The organism is Variovorax sp. LARHSF232 (genome assembly GCF_052871435.1).
The window spans coordinates 353,027-368,938 of sequence record NZ_JBIXJS010000002.1; the positions used below are offsets into that span (position 1 = coordinate 353,027).

At 66.7% G+C, this 15,912-nt stretch carries 15 protein-coding genes; 9 read left to right on the forward strand and 6 right to left on the reverse strand.

Features of this window, described 5'->3' with window-relative positions:
• The first annotated feature begins 12 nt into the window (after window positions 1-12).
• Genes ACIPRI_RS07095 through phaZ form a run of 3 tightly spaced genes read left to right on the forward strand, consistent with a single transcriptional unit; the run spans window position 13 to window position 3,394 of the window.
• Window positions 13-486 (forward strand): MaoC family dehydratase, encoded by a 474-nt coding sequence (locus tag ACIPRI_RS07095; protein ID WP_446620712.1) that lies wholly within the window; start codon window positions 13-15, stop codon window positions 484-486.
• Window positions 483-2,402 (forward strand): alpha/beta fold hydrolase, encoded by a 1,920-nt coding sequence (locus ACIPRI_RS07100; protein WP_446620713.1) that lies wholly within the window; start codon window positions 483-485, stop codon window positions 2,400-2,402. The genes ACIPRI_RS07095 and ACIPRI_RS07100 overlap by 4 nt, the downstream gene beginning before the upstream one ends.
• 5 nt (window positions 2,403-2,407) lie before the next feature.
• Window positions 2,408-3,394: a poly(3-hydroxyalkanoate) depolymerase gene (gene phaZ / locus ACIPRI_RS07105; protein ID WP_446620714.1), complete on the forward strand. Its 987-nt coding sequence runs from the start codon at window positions 2,408-2,410 to the stop codon at window positions 3,392-3,394.
• Window positions 3,395-3,400: 6 nt separating this feature from the next.
• Here phaZ and ACIPRI_RS07110 read toward each other — a convergent pair whose 3' ends face one another.
• Both ACIPRI_RS07110 and ACIPRI_RS07115 read right to left on the reverse strand, forming a co-directional pair.
• Window positions 3,401-4,366 (reverse strand): threo-3-hydroxy-L-aspartate ammonia-lyase, encoded by a 966-nt coding sequence (locus tag ACIPRI_RS07110; RefSeq protein WP_446620715.1) that lies wholly within the window; start codon window positions 4,364-4,366, stop codon window positions 3,401-3,403.
• 142 nt (window positions 4,367-4,508) lie between these two features.
• The gene (locus ACIPRI_RS07115; RefSeq protein ID WP_446620716.1) at window positions 4,509-7,460 is read right to left on the reverse strand and encodes a DNA topoisomerase III; all 2,952 of its coding nucleotides are present in this window, start codon (window positions 7,458-7,460) and stop codon (window positions 4,509-4,511) included.
• A gap of 85 nt (window positions 7,461-7,545) precedes the next feature.
• On the opposite strand from ACIPRI_RS07115, the gene ACIPRI_RS07120 reads away from it, so the two are divergent.
• From ACIPRI_RS07120 to ACIPRI_RS07130, 3 genes are read left to right on the forward strand one after another with little or no spacing between them, the layout of a single operon-like run.
• Window positions 7,546-8,094: an SET domain-containing protein gene (locus ACIPRI_RS07120; RefSeq protein WP_446620717.1), complete on the forward strand. Its 549-nt coding sequence runs from the start codon at window positions 7,546-7,548 to the stop codon at window positions 8,092-8,094.
• Between the two features lie 16 nt (window positions 8,095-8,110).
• Window positions 8,111-8,932 (forward strand): biotin--[acetyl-CoA-carboxylase] ligase, encoded by an 822-nt coding sequence (locus ACIPRI_RS07125; protein WP_446620718.1) that lies wholly within the window; start codon window positions 8,111-8,113, stop codon window positions 8,930-8,932.
• Between the two features lie 21 nt (window positions 8,933-8,953).
• Complete coding sequence (locus ACIPRI_RS07130; RefSeq protein WP_446620719.1) at window positions 8,954-9,145, forward strand: sporulation protein; 192 nt, start codon at window positions 8,954-8,956, stop codon at window positions 9,143-9,145.
• Here ACIPRI_RS07130 and ACIPRI_RS07135 read toward each other — a convergent pair.
• Genes ACIPRI_RS07135 through ACIPRI_RS07145 form a run of 3 tightly spaced genes read right to left on the reverse strand, consistent with a single transcriptional unit; the run spans window position 9,108 to window position 11,801 of the window.
• The gene (locus ACIPRI_RS07135) at window positions 9,108-10,553 is read right to left on the reverse strand and encodes a sensor histidine kinase N-terminal domain-containing protein (protein ID WP_446620720.1); all 1,446 of its coding nucleotides are present in this window, start codon (window positions 10,551-10,553) and stop codon (window positions 9,108-9,110) included. The genes ACIPRI_RS07130 and ACIPRI_RS07135 overlap by 38 nt on opposite strands.
• Window positions 10,554-10,593: 40 nt before the next feature.
• Window positions 10,594-11,268 carry a response regulator gene (locus tag ACIPRI_RS07140; protein ID WP_446620721.1) on the reverse strand — a complete coding sequence of 225 codons (675 nt, stop codon included), beginning with the start codon at window positions 11,266-11,268 and terminating at the stop codon, window positions 10,594-10,596.
• A 50-nt stretch (window positions 11,269-11,318) separates the two neighbouring features.
• The gene (locus ACIPRI_RS07145) at window positions 11,319-11,801 is read right to left on the reverse strand and encodes a MarR family winged helix-turn-helix transcriptional regulator (protein WP_446620722.1); all 483 of its coding nucleotides are present in this window, start codon (window positions 11,799-11,801) and stop codon (window positions 11,319-11,321) included.
• A gap of 145 nt (window positions 11,802-11,946) precedes the next feature.
• Between ACIPRI_RS07145 and recA the strand changes: the two genes are divergently transcribed.
• Together recA and recX are read left to right on the forward strand one after the other, a co-directional pair.
• Window positions 11,947-13,107 carry a recombinase RecA gene (recA, locus tag ACIPRI_RS07150; RefSeq protein ID WP_446620723.1) on the forward strand — a complete coding sequence of 387 codons (1,161 nt, stop codon included), beginning with the start codon at window positions 11,947-11,949 and terminating at the stop codon, window positions 13,105-13,107.
• A gap of 55 nt (window positions 13,108-13,162) precedes the next feature.
• Window positions 13,163-13,621 carry a recombination regulator RecX gene (gene recX, locus ACIPRI_RS07155; protein WP_446620724.1) on the forward strand — a complete coding sequence of 153 codons (459 nt, stop codon included), beginning with the start codon at window positions 13,163-13,165 and terminating at the stop codon, window positions 13,619-13,621.
• Between the two features lie 9 nt (window positions 13,622-13,630).
• Here recX and argC read toward each other — a convergent pair whose 3' ends face one another.
• Entirely contained in the window at window positions 13,631-14,557 is a 927-nt protein-coding gene (argC, locus tag ACIPRI_RS07160; protein ID WP_446620725.1) for an N-acetyl-gamma-glutamyl-phosphate reductase, read from the reverse strand.
• 188 nt (window positions 14,558-14,745) lie between these two features.
• Here argC and sucC point away from each other — a divergent pair, with 188 nt between their 5' ends.
• Entirely contained in the window at window positions 14,746-15,909 is a 1,164-nt protein-coding gene (gene sucC, locus ACIPRI_RS07165; protein ID WP_446620726.1) for an ADP-forming succinate--CoA ligase subunit beta, read from the forward strand.
• Window positions 15,910-15,912: the final 3 nt, after the last annotated feature.

Sequence of the window (15,912 nt, forward strand, 5' to 3'; positions counted from 1 at the left end):
GGAGAGGCACCAATGAACAACAAGACGGACTTTTCCATGTCCACGCTGGATGCTTTCGTCGGCAAGGAGCTGGGCGTGTCGAACTGGCTCGTGGTCGACCAGGAGCGCATCAACCAGTTTGCGCAATGCACCGGCGATCACCAGTGGATCCATGTCGACGTGGAGCGCGCCCGCAAGGAGAGTCCCTTCGGCGCACCAGTGGCGCACGGCTTCCTGACCTTGTCGCTGCTGGCGGCCATGGGCATGGAGATCGGCCTGGTACCCAAGGATGCGGTGGCGTCCTTCAACTACGGGCTCAACAAGGTGCGCTTCATTGCGCCGGTGAAGGCCGGTGCCCGCGTGCGGGCCCGCGTGTCGGTGGCCGAGGTCACCGACCAGGGCGGCGGGCGCAAGCTGGTGAAGCTCAACAACACGATGGAGATCGAGGGCGAGGACAAGCCTGCCCTGATCGCCGAGACCCTGGCCGTTCTGGTGGGGGTGGCATGAGCACCCGCGCCGCTGCGGCAAGGAAGAAGGCGCCGGTGAAAAAGGCAGCAGCGACGAAGGGCGCGGCAAAGGCGGTGGCGAAGAAGGCTGTGCCCGCCAAGGCCGCACCAGCCAAGGTCGCGAAGAAGGTCGCCGCCATTCCCAGGAAGGTGCCGGCCAGCAAAGCCAAGCCGGCGCAGACCAGGCCCGCCACCAAGCCGGCAGCGGCCACGGCCGCACCGGCTGCCGAGAGCTCGGCGTCGCTGGTCAAGCGGCTGGCCGAAGACGCGGCCAACAACACCCTGGCCATCAATCCGATGACCGGCTTTCGGGCGCAAGACCTGGGCGACGCCTTCCGCACGCTGGTCGGCGCGGTCACCAAGCAGCCGGTCAAGGCCGCCTGGCATTGGGGCGCGTATGCCCTGGAAGTGACCAAGGTGCTGGCCGGCAAGTCCAAGGTCGAGGTCGATCCCAAGGACAAGCGCTTCGCCGACCCCGCCTGGCAAAGCAGCAAGCTGCACAAGAGCCTGCTGCAAAACCACGCCGCCATGTCCGGCGAGCTCAAGCGCTTCATCGACGCCTCGGACCTGAGCGCGCGCGACAAGGCGCGCGCGCACCTGGTGGCCTCGATCTACGTCGACACGGTGGCGCCCAGCAATTCGCTGATCAATCCGGTGGCGCTCAAGCGCGCCACCGAGACGCGCGGCAAGAGCCTCATCAAGGGCGTGAAGAACCTGGTGCACGACCTGCGACACAACGGCGGCCTGCCTTCGTCGGTCGACAAGAGCAAGTTCGAGATCGGCCGCAACCTGTGCCTGTCGCCCGGCAGGGTGGTGTTCAAGAACGAGGTGCTGGAACTCATCCAGTACGAGCCCAAGACCGGCAAGGTGTTCAAGCGGCCGCTGGTGATCTGCCCGCCGCAGGTCAACAAGTTCTATGCGCTGGACCTGTCGCCGGAAAAGAGCCTGGTGAAGTTCGCCACCGAGCATGGCGTTCAGATCTTCGCGGTGAGCTGGCGCAACCCCGACGCCGAGCACAGCGACTGGGACATGTCGACCTACGTGAAGGCGCTCGACGAAGCCGTGGACGTGGCGCGCGAGATCACCGGCAGCCCCGAAGTGTCGCTGTGGGGGGCCTGCTCCGGCGGCATGACGGCCGCCTCGTACGTGGGCTGGCTGGCTGCCACCGGGCAGAAGAAGGTGGTCAACGTCATCAGCCCGGTGTGCACGCTCGATCCCGAGAACGCGATGGACACCAGCATGGGCCTGTTCATGACGCCCGAAAGCGTCAAGGCCATCAAGTCGACCGTCAAGCGCAAGGGCTACGTGGACGGCGCCGACATGGCGAAGGTGTTCGCCTGGCTGCGCCCGAACGACCTGATCTGGAACTACTGGGTCAACAACTACCTCATGGGCGCCGATCCGCCAGCCTTCGACGTGCTCTACTGGAACGCCGATACCACGCGCCTGCCCGCGGCCTTCCACGCCAACATCCTGGACATCATGCAGGAGAGCCCCTTCGTGAACCACGGCAGGCTCTTGGTGCTGGGCGAGCCCATCGACATGCGCAAGGTCGATGTCGACGCCTACATCGTGGCCGGCATCACCGACCACATCACGCCCTGGAAGGCCTGCTACCCCACGGCGCGCATCTACGGCGAGCGCAGCGTGTTCACCCTGGCCAACGCCGGCCACCTGCAAAGCCTGCTAAACCCACCGGGTTCGGCCAAGTCCTTCTTCATGTCGGACCTGGCCAGCGATGCCAAGCCCGATGACTGGGTCGCGAAGGCCCAGCGCAACGAAGGCAGCTGGTGGCCGCACTGGATGGCCTGGATGCACCAGCGCTCCGGCCCCGAAGTCCCCGCACCTGCCAAGCTCGGCAGTCGCACCCACAAGCCGGGCGTCGCAGCGCCGGGCGAATACATCCACCAAAAATAGAGTCGATGCCCCTTCTTCTTGTCAAAGAGCTTGCTTCGCTGACCCCCTGCTCCAGCGCCTTTTCCTTCTTCATGCCATCCGACGCTTCCCGGCCGCAGCACGCCGCGGCGGGCGCCTCGCACGAGCGCTTGCAGGACGTGCAGGTGGATGCCGCCTCGGGCATGCACATCGGCACCATCACCATCGACGGCCAGCTGCTGCGCGTAGGGATCCACCCGCGCGCGCCAGGCGCCGACCCGGCGCGCGCGCCGCTGCTGGTGTTCAACGGCATCGGCGCCAACCTGGAGCTGTGCGGGCCCATGATGGCCCAGCTGCCGGAGCGCGAGAGCATCGTGTTCGACGTGCCTGGCGCCGGCAAGTCACCTGCACCCAAGCGGCCCTATCGGCTGTTCTGGCTGGCGCGCCTGGCGACCCGGCTGCTCGATGCGCTGGGCCACCGCGGCCAGGTCGATGTGATGGGCGTGTCCTGGGGCGGCGGCCTGGCCCAGCAATTCGCGATGCAGTACCCCAAGCGAGTGCACCGCCTGATCCTCGCGGCCACCGCCATGGGCGGCTTCACCATGGTGCCGGGACGTCCGGCCGTGCTGATGAAGATGGCCAGCCCGCAGCGCTACCTGGACAAGGGCTACATGAAGCGCATCGCGCCCGAAATCTACGGCGGCCAGCTGCGCACCGATCCGGAGGCCATCAAGCTTTTCACCGACCACGCAAAGGGCGGCGACCCGGTGGGCTATCGCTACCAGCTGTTGGCCATGCTGGGCTGGACCAGCCTGCCCTGGCTCTGGCGCATCCGCCAACCCACCCTGGTGATGGCGGGCAACGACGATCCGCTCATTCCGCTCGTCAATGCGCGCATGCATGCGCTGCTGCTGCCGAACGCGCGGCTTTGCGTCATCGAGGACGGGCACCTGTTCCTCCTGACCAAGGCGAAGGAGATCGCGCCGCTGATCTCGGGCTTCCTGGACGAGCCCGACAAGAAAGCGGCGCGCTGAGCGGTCTCAGGCCAGCAGCTGTGCGAAGCGCTGCAGGTCGACGTTGCCGCCGCTGACCACCACGCCCACGCGCTGGCCCGCCAACTGAGGGGCCAGCCGGCGTGCCGCGGCAAAGCCCAGGCAGCCGGTGGGCTCCACCAGCATCTTCATGCGCTCGGCAAAAAAGCGCATCGCCTCCACCAGCTCGGCGTCGCTGGCCGTGTGGATGTCGTCCACCTCGCGCCGGATGATGGCGAAGGTGTGCTCGCCCAGGTGCTGCGTCTGCGCGCCGTCGGCAATGGTGCGCGGCGTCTCGATGTGCACGATGCGGCCCGCACGGAACGACTGCTGCCCGTCGTTGCCGGCCTCAGGCTCCACGCCGTAGAGCTTGCAGCCGGGTGCCAGGGCGCGCGCGGACAGCGCCGATCCCGACAGCAGCCCGCCGCCGCCCAGGCACACGAAGAGCGCATCCAGCGGCCCGGCTTCTTCCAGCAGCTCCTTCACCGCCGTGCCCTGGCCGGCGATCACATGCGGATGGTCGTACGGCGGGATCAAGGTCAGCCCACGCGCCTGTGCCAGCTTCTGGCTCAGGACTTCGCGATCCTCGGTGTAGCGGTCGTACAGCACCACCTCGCCGCCATAGCCGCGTGTGGCGGCCACCTTCATCGCCGGCGCGTCGCTGGGCATCAGGATGGTGGCCGGAATGCCCAGCATCTGGGCCGCCAGCGCGATCGCCTGCGCGTGGTTGCCCGATGAAAAGGCCATCACGCCGGCTTGGCGCTGCGCTGCATCAAAGCAAGAAAGCGCATTGAAGGCGCCGCGGAACTTGAAGGCGCCCATGCGCTGGAAGTTCTCGCACTTGAAGAAGAACTGCGCGCCGGTGGCCGCGTCGACGGTGCGCGAGCGCAGCACCGGCGTGCGGTGCGCATGGCCTTCCAGCCGCACGGCGGCGGCCTGCACGTCCGCGAAAGTCGGAGAAGCTAGCGTACGCATGATTCATTCGACTGCTGCGCCTGAAACTGGCGCAGCCGAGCCGGGAAACACCGTGGAACCGGCTTTGCCGGGCCACTGGTGTTGCCCCCTCGAGGGGGTACTCGGCTACACGAAGTGAGCCGATACGGGGGTGGGCATTTCATCAGCCGAGGTGCTTGCCGACGATGCCGGCCAGCTCGAACATCGTGACCTGGTCCTTGCCGAACACGGGCTTCAGCTTGGCGTCGGCATTGATGGCGCGCTTGTTGGTCGCATCCTGCAGGCCGTTGGCCTTGATGTAGTCCCACAGCTTCTTGATGACCTCGGTGCGCGCCACCGGCTCGGTGCCGATCACCGCGGCCAGCTCGGCGCTGGGCGTGAGCCCGGCCGCGGGCTTGCGCGGCGCCTTGGGCGCGGCGGCCTTCTTGGCGGCCGGCGTCTTCTTTGCCGCCGGCGCTTTCTTGGCAGCTGCGGCCTTCTTCGCCGCCGTCACCGTGGGCGTCTTGGTCGAGGCCAGGGTCTTGCGCGGCGGGAACTTGGAGGTGCGCGGCTCGAACTCGAAAGTCACCTTGCCCTCGTCCTTGTTCCACACCAGGAAGGCCTTGAAGGCGCGGCGCGTGCGCATCGAGACGAACTTGTCGAGCAGGTCCGTCTTGCCCTCGGCCAAGAGCTTGTGCACCTGCTCGGGCGACACCGGCTGCGTGAGGATCACCTTGCCCGTCTTGAAGTCGCAGCTGGGCGTAGGCTGCGCCGCGGTGGGCACCGATTTCTCGCAGATGTAGTTGGTGCCGAACTCGAACACCCGGGCGCCGCACTTGGGGCAGGGCCCCAGCGATTGCTGATCGGAGAAGTCGACGATCTCGCCGGTCTCGGCCGGGTCCTTCTCGTCGCCGAAGTCGAATTCCAGCTTGTAGTTTTTCGCTTCCTCGTCCCACTTGATGACGATCTCCGAGACGAAGGGCCAGCCCGCCTTGGAGCGGAAGCCTTCCAGCGGTCCGATGCGCTTGTCGCGCAGCAATGCCTCGGCTTCCGCCACCTCGAAGGTGCGGCCGGCCGGCGACTTGCCGAAGGAGAAGCCGCAGCCTTCCTGGCCCGGCTTGCCGGTGCAGGCGTAGCGGCGGTAGTTCTCGCGCACCACGCCGCCGCAGTTGGGGCACGGCGTGCTCAAGGTGGCGTAGTCGCCCGGCACCGTGTCACGGTCGTACTCCTTGGCCTTCTTGACGATGTGTTCCGTCATTTCGGCGATCTCGCGCATGAAGGCTTCGCGGCTGAGCTTGCCGTGCTCCATCTGCGCGAGCTTGTATTCCCACTCGCCGGTGAGCGCGGCCTTGGAGAGCTCTTCCACGCCCAGGCCGCGCAGCAGGGTCATCAGCTGGAAGGCCTTGGCGGTGGGGATCAGCTCGCGGCCCTCGCGGTGCATGTACTTTTCGGCCAGGAGGCCTTCGATGATGGCCGCGCGCGTGGCCGGCGTGCCCAGGCCTTTTTCCTGCATGGCTTCGCGCAGCTCGTCGTCGTCGATCAGCTTGCCGGCGCCTTCCATGGCGCCCAGCAGCGTGGCTTCGGAGTAGCGCGCCGGCGGGCGCGTCTTCAGGCCCTTGGCATCGCAGGAGTCGACCTGCACCTGCTCGCCGGGCTTGACCGGCACCAGGTTCTTGCCGTCCTTCTCGTCGTCATCGCTGACGGCTTCCTTGCCGTAGATGGCCAGCCAGCCCGGCTTGACCAGCACCTTGCCGTCGGAGCGGAAGTTGTATTGCTTGCCCTCGTTCGCCACGGTGCTGATGCGGGTGGTGAGCTGGTATTCGGCGCTCGGGAAGAACACCGACAGGAAGCGCCGCACCACGAAGTCGTACAGGCGTTGCTCGGCCTCGGACAGGCCTGTTGGCGCCTGCAGAGTCGGGATGATGGCGAAGTGATCCGACACCTTGGCGTTGTCGAAGATGCGCTTGGCTTGCTTGACGTAGCTGCCATCGATGGCCTGCTGGGCAAAGGGCGCCAGGTGCCGCATGCCGCTGTTGGCGAGCATGCCCATGGTCTCTTTGACCACCGGCAGGTAGTCCTCGGGCAGGGCGCGCGAATCGGTACGTGGGTAGGTCAGTGCCTTGTGCCGCTCGTACAGGCTTTGCGCCAGCGCCAGCGTGGTCTTGGCCGAGTAGCCGAAGCGGCTGTTGGCCTCGCGCTGCAGCGACGTCAGGTCGAACAGCAGGGGCGGGGCCTGCGTGCTGGGCTTGCTCTCTTCGGTGACGGAGGCGGGCTTGCCGCGTGCTGCCTGCGCGATGGCCAGCGCATCGCGCTCGTTCCAGACGCGGTCTGCGCGTTGCTCCGGGTCGGGCTCGCCGCTGGGCAACAGGGGCGCGTTGGCCTTCTTCCAGTTGGGGTCGAACCATTTGCCCGGGTACTGGCCGGCCTCCGCCTGGAATGCCGCATGAACTTCCCAGTAGTCGCGGCTGACGAACTTGCGGATCTGTTCCTCGCGCTCCACCACCACCGACAGGGTCGGCGTCTGCACCCGGCCCACGGTGGTCAGGAAGAAGCCGCCGTCGCGCGAATTGAAAGCGGTCATGGCGCGCGTGCCGTTGATGCCCACCAGCCAGTCGGCCTCGGAGCGCGAACGTGCGGCGTCGGCCAGGCCCTGCATCTGCTGTTCGCTGCGCAGGCTGTCGAAGCCGTCGCGGATGGCTTGCGGCGTCATCGACTGCAGCCACAGGCGCGTGACCGGCTTGCCCAGCGGCTTGGCGCCGCCGGCGTACTGCTCGATCAGGCGAAAGATCAGTTCGCCCTCGCGCCCCGCGTCGCAGGCGTTCACCAGGGCCGACACGTCCTTGCGCTTGGCCTGGCGCACCACGGCGTTCAGGCGCGTCTTGGTCTTTTCCACCGGCTTCAGGTCGAAGCGGGGCGGAATCACCGGCAGGTTGGCAAAACTCCACTTGCCGCGCTTCACGTCATATTCTTCGGGCGCCTGGATCTCCACCAGGTGGCCCACGGCGCTGGTCACGACGTATTTCTCGTTCTCGAAATGCTCGTCGTGCTTGTCGAACTTGCCAGCCACGGGCGTGAGTGCACGCACGATGTCCTGGGCCACCGACGGCTTTTCTGCAATCACCAATGTCTTCGTCATCTCGGCTCTCTCTACAATCTGGCGCTTCTCACGCGTACGCACGCACGCGCATGTGTGCCTGTATTCAAACTAACAGACTTCGGCGATGCCTTCAAAATCCACCCCGATCAGCGGTCGCCGCATTCAGACGCGACGCTCCGGCGTCCATGGCAACGGCGTGTTTGCCGTACAGGACATTGCCGAAGGCGAAACCCTGGTCGAGTACAAGGGCGAGGTCATCACCTGGGAAGAGGCGCTGCGCCGCCACCCGCACGACCCGTCGCAGCCCAACCATACCTTCTACTTCCACGTCGATGACGAGCGCGTGATCGACGGCAAGATCAACGGCAATTCGGCCAAATGGATCAACCACTCGTGCGACCCGAACTGCGAGGCTGACGAGCAGAACGGCCGCATCTTCATCAAGGCCCTGCGCAACATCCCGGCCGGTGAAGAGCTCAGCTACGACTACGGCCTGATCATCGACGAAGAGTACACGCCCAAGCTATTGGCCGAATTCCCCTGCTGGTGCGGCGCCGAGGCCTGCCGCGGCACCCTGCTGTCGCCGCCCGACGACGAGGACGAGGGCAAGAAGAAGAAAAAGAAGAAGAAAAAGGCCAAGAACAAAAAGAAGAAGTCCAAAAAGAAGGACTGAAGGACTGAGCCCCGTCATGTCCGCCCAAGCCTGGCCCATTGCCGAACTGGAAGCGCAGCTCCATGCCGTGCTGCCGGGCTGCCGTGTCGAGCTGGTCGACGAAATCGATTCCACCAACACCGAGCTGATGCGCCGCGCGCGCGGCGGCCGGGCCACCGAGGCGGTGCTGCTGGTGGCGCGGCGCCAGAGCGCCGGCCGCGGCCGCATGGGACGCCCCTGGCAGAGCCAGTCGGACGATGCCGATGCGGCGCCGTCGCTGACCTTTTCGCTGGGCCTGCCGCTGGCGCCGCGCGACTGGTCGGGGCTGTCGCTGGCGGTCGGCGTGGCGGTGGCCGAGGCGCTGGATCCGGGTGCCCGTGCCGGGCTGGCGCTCAAGTGGCCCAACGACCTGTGGCTGCAAGATCGCAAGCTGGGCGGCATCCTGATCGAAACCGCCATCTCCCAGGGCGAGGCTTCCACTGCGGACGCGACGGCCGGGCGCTATGTGGTGATCGGCACCGGCCTCAACATCGGCCGGCGCGACGCACAGGGCATGAGCACCCCGCCGGCCTGCCTGCGCGAATGGCGCCCGCAGGCGAGCGCGCCCGGTGCCCTGTTGCAGATTGCGGCCCCCTTGCTGCAGACGGTTCTGGAATTTGCCGACACCGGCTTCGCGCCCCTGGCCGAACGCTTTGCCGCGCGCGACGCCCTGCGCGGGCGCGAGGTGCAGCTGAGCGACGGCACCAGCGGCCGATGCGAAGGCGTGGGCTGGACCGGCGAACTGCTCGTGCATACGGCCGCCGGCATGACGTCCATCACCAGTTCAGAAGTCAGCGTGCGCCCGCGCGCTGCTTGTTGATCGAAGCGAAAGAACAAGACCGTGCGCATCCTGCTGCTCGCTCTCGTGCTGGCCAACGGCCTGTACTTTGCCTGGACCCAGGGCGGGCTGGCCGCCTTCGGGCTGCTGCCGGCGTCCTTCAGCGAGCGCGAGCCGCAGCGCCTGTCGCAGCAGGTGCGGCCCGAGGCGCTTCAGATCAGGCCCGCGAGCGCTTCGCCTCAAAGCGCACGCTGAAGCGCGAGCCCGGCGGCTTCTTGCCGGGATGCGCTTCTTCGTGCGTCACGATGGCGTCGTGCCGGCGCGCAATCTCCCGCACGATCGGCAGGCCCAGGCCCGAGCCGTCGGCCTCGTTGCCCAGCACGCGGTAGAAGGGCTCGAACACCAGCTCGCGCTCCCCCTCGGAAATGCCCGGGCCCGAGTCCTCCACCTGCAGCACCAGCACGTGGCCGAAGGGGTCGCCCAGCACGCGCGCGGTGATCACGCCAGGCTGCTCGGGCGATGAGGGCGTGTAGGCAATGGCGTTGTCCACCAGGTTGCGGATCAGCTCCTTGAGCAAGGTTGGATGGCCCTCCAGCTGCACGCCCGGTGCGCCGGGCTGGTGGCCGTCATAGCCCAGGTCCAGCGCCTTGTCCATGGCGCGCGGCACGGCCTCGCGCACCACCTCGATGGTCAGGCGCGCCAGGTCGCAATTTTGCGCCGCCAGCGCGCCACCACCGCCCTCGGCGCGGGCCAGGGCCAGCAACTGGTTCACCGTGTGGGTGGCGCGCATGCTGGAGCGCCCGATCTGCTTGAGCGACTGCTTGAGCTCGTCGGCGTTGGCGCCCTCGCGCTGCGCCAGGTCGGCCTGCATGCGCAGGCCCGCCAGCGGCGTCTTGAGCTGGTGCGCGGCATCGGCCAGGAAGCGCTTTTGCGTCGCCAGAGAGTCCTTCAGCTTGGACAAGAGGCCGTTGACCGACATCACCAGCGGTGCCACCTCGACCGGCACCGCGCTGTCGTCCAACGGGCTCAGGTCGTCGGGCCGGCGCTCGCGGATGCGGTCCTCCAAGTCCGACAGCGGCTTGATGCCGCGCACCAGCGCCAGCCAGATCAAGAGAATGGCCAGCGGCAGGATGGCGAACTGCGGCAGCAGCACGCCCTTGATGATCTCAGCCGCCAGCACCTGCTGCTTTTCGCGCGTCTCGGCGATCTGCACCAACACCTTCAGCGGCGGGCCGTCGGGTTGTGGCAACTCGATCCAGGTGCTGGCTACGCGGACCAGGTCGCCGCGCAGCTTGTCGTCGCGCAGCAGCACGACACCCGGGTCTTCCTCGTCCTCGGGCGGCGGCACCTCGGCATCGCCGCTCAACAGGCGCTTGTCGGCGCCCAGCACCTGGTAGTAGACGCGGTCGGTGCCGTCCGCCCGCAGGATCTCGCCGGCCGCTTGCGGCAGTTGGAAATGCACCAGCCCCTGCTCCAGGGTGACCATCTTGGCCAGCGTCAGCGCATTGAACTCGAGCGCCCGGTCGAAGGGCCGGTTGGCAATGCCCTGCGCCACCAGCCAGGTGACGCCAATGCTTACCGGCACCAGCAGCAGAAGCGGCGTGAGCATCCAGTCGAGGATCTCGCCGAAGAGCGAGCGCTGGCCGCGTTGGAAGAGTCTCAAATGTGGGTCCGGGGAATCTGTTCAGGGGGCCAACGGCAGGCTACGACTGGATTTTTTCCAGGCAATAGCCCAGCCCCCGCACCGTGGCGATGCGGATCGGGCCCTTCTCGATCTTCTTGCGCAGGCGGTGGATGTAGACCTCGATCGCGTTGAGGCTCACTTCCTCGCCCCATTCGCACAGCCGCTCGACCAACTGGTCCTTGCTGACCAGCCGGCCGGCGCGCTGCAGCAGCACCTCGAGCAAACCCAGTTCGCGCGCCGACAGCTCGATCATCTTGCCATCGATGGTGGCCACGCGCCCCGCCTGGTCGTAGACCAGCGGGCCGTGCCGGATGGCGTTGCTGGTGGCGCCCATGCCGCGCCGCGTGAGGGCGCGCACCCGCGCCTCCAGCTCCTGCAGCGAAAAGGGCTTGGCCATGTAGTCGTCGGCGCCGTAGTCCAGGCCCTTGACGCGTTCTTCCACGCTGTCGGCGGCGGTGAGCACCAGCACCGGCAGCTGCGAACCGCGAGCGCGCAGACGCTTGAGGATCTCCAGGCCATGCAAGCCGGGCAGGCCCAGGTCCAGGATCAGGAGATCGAATTCGCTGTTGGTCAGCAGCGCGGCGTCGGCCTGGGTGCCGCTTGCGACGTGGTCCACGGCTGCGCCCGAGGTGCGCAGGCTGCGCAACAGGGCGTCGGCCAGCACCTGGTCGTCTTCGGCAATCAGAATGCGCATGATTGTCTCCAATTCTTTCCAGATTCTAGGAGTCGGCGCGGCGGCCTGCGTCAGGCCGGTCGGCCGGCATCGCCGGCATAGGCTTCCAGCCCCAACGCCACCACGGTGGCAACTTCGTTGCCGACGCTGGCGCGAAACTCGCGTTCGGCCTGGGCGACCGCGCGGCGGAAGGCCTCCAGCCAGGCCAGGCCGTCGGCGGTGAATTGCACTTGGCGGGCCCGCGCGTCGAGCGGATCGGGGCCGCGCGTGACCAGGCCCCAGGCCTCGCACTGGTCCACCAGCGTGCCCATGGCCTGCTTGCTCATGCCGGCCCGCCCGGCCAGCTCGCTCAAGCGCGAGCCGCCGCGCGATAGGTGGCGCGTGATGTGGATATGGGCGGCGCTGATCTGCGCGCGCGCCGCCAGGTTGGACAGCGCCAAGGGCACCTCGACGTCGTGTGCCATCAACGTGAGCACGCGATCGTCGAAGCGGCGCATGGCATGGCCGAGCAGCCGGCCCAGGTGGGTCTGGCGCCAAGCATCGTATTCGGGCATGGCTCAGATGGTAAAGCAAACTGACCAATTTTGAGCTTTACTCGCCCGTACAGCCCCGTACACTACTGTTCAAGCATCCAGCCTGTGATTTGAAACAGGTCGATGAAGAATACTCAACCTGTTGATTTTTCAAGGAGATTTCCATATGGACGCAGTCGTCAAGGGTGCCAGCATCGCCAACGCCAACAGTGAAAAAGCCAAGGCCTTGCAAGCCGCGCTGGCCCAGATCGAAAAGCAGTTCGGCAAGGGCACGATCATGCGGCTGGGCGAAGGCGAGGCGCTGGAAGACATCCAGGTCGTCTCCACCGGCTCGCTGGGCCTGGACATCGCCCTGGGCGTCGGTGGCCTGCCACGCGGCCGCGTCATCGAAATCTACGGCCCGGAATCTTCGGGCAAGACCACCCTCACCCTGCAGGTCATCGCCGAGATGCAGCGCCAGGCCGGCACCTGCGCCTTCGTCGACGCCGAGCATGCGCTGGACGTGCAGTACGCACAGAAGCTCGGCGTGAACCTGTCCGACCTGCTGATCAGCCAGCCCGACACCGGCGAGCAGGCCCTGGAAATCGTCGATTCGCTGGTGCGCTCCGGTGCCGTCGACCTGATCGTGATCGACTCGGTCGCCGCGCTCACGCCCAAGGCCGAAATCGAAGGCGAGATGGGTGACGCCTTGCCCGGCCTGCAGGCGCGCCTGATGAGCCAGGCGCTGCGCAAGCTCACCGCCACCATCAAGAAGACCAATTGCATGGTCATCTTCATCAACCAGATCCGCATGAAGATCGGCGTGATGTTCGGCAGCCCCGAAACCACCACCGGCGGCAATGCGCTGAAGTTCTACGCCTCGGTGCGGCTGGACATCCGCCGTATCGGCACCATCAAGAAGGGCGAAGAAGCCATCGGCAACGAGACCCGGGTCAAGGTGGTGAAGAACAAGGTCAGCCCGCCCTTCAAGACGGCCGAGTTCGACATCCTGTTCGGCGAGGGCATCTCGCGCGAGGGCGAGGTCATCGACATGGGCGTCAACAACCGCATCGTCGAGAAGTCCGGCGCCTGGTACGCCTACAACGGCGAGAAGATCGGCCAGGGCCGCGACAACGCCCGCGAATTCCTGCGCGAGAACCCCGCGCTGGCGCACGAGATCGAGAACAAGGTGCGCGATTCGCTGGGCATCCCGCTGCTGGCAGCGGACGCCACCGGAGAAGCCGCCCCCGCTGCCGCCAAGCCCTCGAAGGCGGACAAGGCAGCCGAGAAGGCCGAGAAGGCCGAGAAGGCTGAGAAGGCCGACAAGTCGGACAAGGGCGACAAGTAAGCCGCCGGCTTCAAGTTGCGAGGTCGCCCGCTCTGTCGCGGGCCCTGGAACCGACATGGCATTCGACGCTCCTTCCCTCAAAGGCCGCGCGCTGCGCCTGCTGGCGCAGCGCGAGCACTCGCGCGCCGAGCTGGAGCGCAAGCTGGCCAAGTACGAAGAAGAGCCCGGCACCCTGGCGCAAGCGCTGGATGAACTCGCCGCCCGCGACTTCATCAGCGAGGCGCGGGTCGTGCAGTCGGTGCTGCACCAGCGCGCAAAGCGGCTGGGCACGCTGCGGGTGCGGCAGGAGCTGCAGCAAAAAGGCGTTGCGCCCGAAGCCATCGCCGGTGCGCTCGAGCAATTGCAGGCCACCGAGGTCGAGCGTGCCCGGGAGGTCTGGCGGCGCCGCTTCGGCACCCCGCCGGAGAGTCCCGCCGAGCGGGCGCGTCAAACGCGCTTCCTGCTGGCGCGCGGATTTGCCGCGGCGGCGGTCAGCCGGGTCATCCGCGGCGCATTCGACGCCGAGGACGATTAGCCCGCTGGCTCACAGCCCCAGCATCAGCTTCAGGTTCTGCACCGCGGCGCCGCTGGCGCCCTTGCCCAGGTTGTCCAGCCGGGCGATGACGACCGCGTGGCGGTGGTCTTCGTTGGGGAACACGCGCAGCTCCAGCACGTTGGTGTCGTTCAGGCCCAGCGGATCGAGCTTGCCGTCTTCGGTGGGCGGCAGCACCTTCACGAACTGCTCGGGCGTGTTGCTCTTGGCGTAATGCGAGGCCAGCGCATCGTGCAGGTCGCCCGCCTTGGGCCTGCCCGGCAGCAGATCCAGATGCAGCGGCAGATTGACCAGCATGCCTTGCTTGAAGTTGCCCACCGAGGGAATGAAGACCGGCCGCATGGTGAGGCCCGTGTACTTCATGATTTCGGGAATGTGCTTGTGCTTGAGGCCCAGTGCATAGGTTTCGTAGGCCGGCGCCTGGCCGCCTTCGTAGGCCTCGATCATGGTGCGGCCACCCCCCGAGTAGCCGCTGACCGAGGGCAGGCTGATGGCGGCATCGGCCGGCAGGATGCCCGCATCGACCAGCGGACGCACGATGGCGATGGCGCCGGTGGCATAGCAGCCCGGGTTGGCCACGCGCGGTGCGCTGGCCACCGCCTTGGCGTGGCCTTCCACCAGCTCCGGAAAGCCGAACACCCAACCGGGCGCCACGCGGTGCGCGGTCGAGGCGTCGATGATCTTGGGCTTCTTGCCGGACAGCTCGTCGATGAGCGCCACCGATTCGCGCGCCGCATCGTCGTGCAGGCACAGCACCACCAGGTCGACCCCGGCCATCAGATCGCGCTTGGCGGCCACATCCTTGCGCAATTCGGGCGCGATGCTGACGAGTTCGACCTCGCCGCGCATCTTCTCCAGCCGCTCGCGGATTTGCAGACCGGTGGTGCCGGCTTCGCCGTCGATGAAGACCTTGGCCATGGCTTACTTTCGTGTGAAGTTCAAGCGGGAAAGCTACGTGGTTCCCGCAGGCGGGCGCCCCGGGATGGTGCAGCGCAACATGATACAGTTCCTGGCTGTCCTTCGCCCACGCCTCATCTGCGCAGTGGCCCGCGGACAACAGCACCAACAGCTCCCCTGTCCAACCTCCGCCCGAGAGAGATTTCCTCATGAAGATTCACGAGTACCAAGGCAAGGAAATCCTTGCCAAGTTCGGCGTGCCCGTACCCCGCGGCATCCCGGCATTCACGGTTCAGGAGGCGGTCGAGGCCGCCCAGAAGCTCGGCGGCCCCGTGTGGGTCGTCAAGGCCCAGATCCACGCCGGTGGCCGTGGCAAGGGCGGCGGCGTCAAGGTCGCCAAGAGCATCGATGACGTCAAAAAGCTGGCCGGCGACATTCTGGGCATGCAGCTCAAGACGCACCAGACCGGCCCCGAAGGCCAGAAGGTGCGCCGCCTGTACATCGAAGACGGCGCCGACATCAAGAACGAACTCTACGTTTCGCTGGTCACCGACCGCGCCACTCAGAAGGTCGCCGTGATCGCTTCGAGCGAAGGCGGCATGGACATCGAGGAAGTGGCCCACTCCACGCCCGAGAAGATCATGACCGAGATGATCGACCCGCTGACCGGCATCACCGCCGAGCAGTCGAAAAAGATCGCCGCTGCCATCGGCCTGTCCGACGCTTCGGTGGACCAGGCCGTGGACCTGTTCGCCAAGCTCTACAAGTGCTACATGGACACGGACGCTTCGCTGGTTGAAATCAACCCGCTGAACTGCGACTCCAAGGGCAACTTGGTCGCCCTGGACGCCAAGTTCAACTTCGACTCCAACGCCCTGTTCCGCCACCCCGAGATCGTCGCCCTGCGCGACCTCGATGAAGAAGACCCGGCCGAAGTCGAAGCCAGCAAGTTCGACCTGGCCTACATCAGCCTGGACGGCAACATCGGCTGCCTGGTGAACGGCGCCGGCCTGGCCATGGCCACCATGGACACCATCAAGCTGTTCGGCGGCGAGCCGGCCAACTTCCTGGACGTGGGCGGCGGTGCCACCCCCGAGAAGGTGACCGAGGCCTTCAAGATCATGCTGAAGAACAAGAACGTCCAGGGCATCCTGGTCAACATCTTCGGCGGCATCATGAAGTGCGACACCATCGCCACCGGCGTGATCGCCGCGTGCAAGGCGGTGAACCTGCAAGTGCCGCTGGTCGTGCGCATGAAGGGCACCAACGAAGAACTGGGCAAGAAGATGCTGGCCGATTCGGGCCTGCCCATCATCAGCGCCGACACGATGGCGGAAGCGGCCCAGAAGGTCGTGGCAGCGGTCAAAGCCTAAGGA

What these genes read in the sequence shown, in the direction of transcription:
- recX (WP_446620724.1), top strand. Translation starts at nt 13,163, where the DNA reads ATGGCATTCGACGCTCCTTCCCTCAAAGGCCGCGCGCTGCGCCTGCTG.
- sucC (WP_446620726.1), top strand. Translation starts at nt 14,746, where the DNA reads ATGAAGATTCACGAGTACCAAGGCAAGGAAATCCTTGCCAAGTTCGGC.
- ACIPRI_RS07145 (WP_446620722.1), bottom strand. Translation starts at nt 11,801, where the DNA reads ATGCCCGAATACGATGCTTGGCGCCAGACCCACCTGGGCCGGCTGCTC.
- ACIPRI_RS07110 (WP_446620715.1), bottom strand. Translation starts at nt 4,366, where the DNA reads ATGCGTACGCTAGCTTCTCCGACTTTCGCGGACGTGCAGGCCGCCGCC.
- argC (WP_446620725.1), bottom strand. Translation starts at nt 14,557, where the DNA reads ATGGCCAAGGTCTTCATCGACGGCGAAGCCGGCACCACCGGTCTGCAA.
- recA (WP_446620723.1), top strand. Translation starts at nt 11,947, where the DNA reads ATGGACGCAGTCGTCAAGGGTGCCAGCATCGCCAACGCCAACAGTGAA.
- ACIPRI_RS07125 (WP_446620718.1), top strand. Translation starts at nt 8,111, where the DNA reads ATGTCCGCCCAAGCCTGGCCCATTGCCGAACTGGAAGCGCAGCTCCAT.
- ACIPRI_RS07100 (WP_446620713.1), top strand. Translation starts at nt 483, where the DNA reads ATGAGCACCCGCGCCGCTGCGGCAAGGAAGAAGGCGCCGGTGAAAAAG.
- phaZ (WP_446620714.1), top strand. Translation starts at nt 2,408, where the DNA reads ATGCCCCTTCTTCTTGTCAAAGAGCTTGCTTCGCTGACCCCCTGCTCC.
- ACIPRI_RS07140 (WP_446620721.1), bottom strand. Translation starts at nt 11,268, where the DNA reads ATGCGCATTCTGATTGCCGAAGACGACCAGGTGCTGGCCGACGCCCTG.
- ACIPRI_RS07120 (WP_446620717.1), top strand. Translation starts at nt 7,546, where the DNA reads ATGCCTTCAAAATCCACCCCGATCAGCGGTCGCCGCATTCAGACGCGA.
- ACIPRI_RS07095 (WP_446620712.1), top strand. Translation starts at nt 13, where the DNA reads ATGAACAACAAGACGGACTTTTCCATGTCCACGCTGGATGCTTTCGTC.
- ACIPRI_RS07115 (WP_446620716.1), bottom strand. Translation starts at nt 7,460, where the DNA reads ATGACGAAGACATTGGTGATTGCAGAAAAGCCGTCGGTGGCCCAGGAC.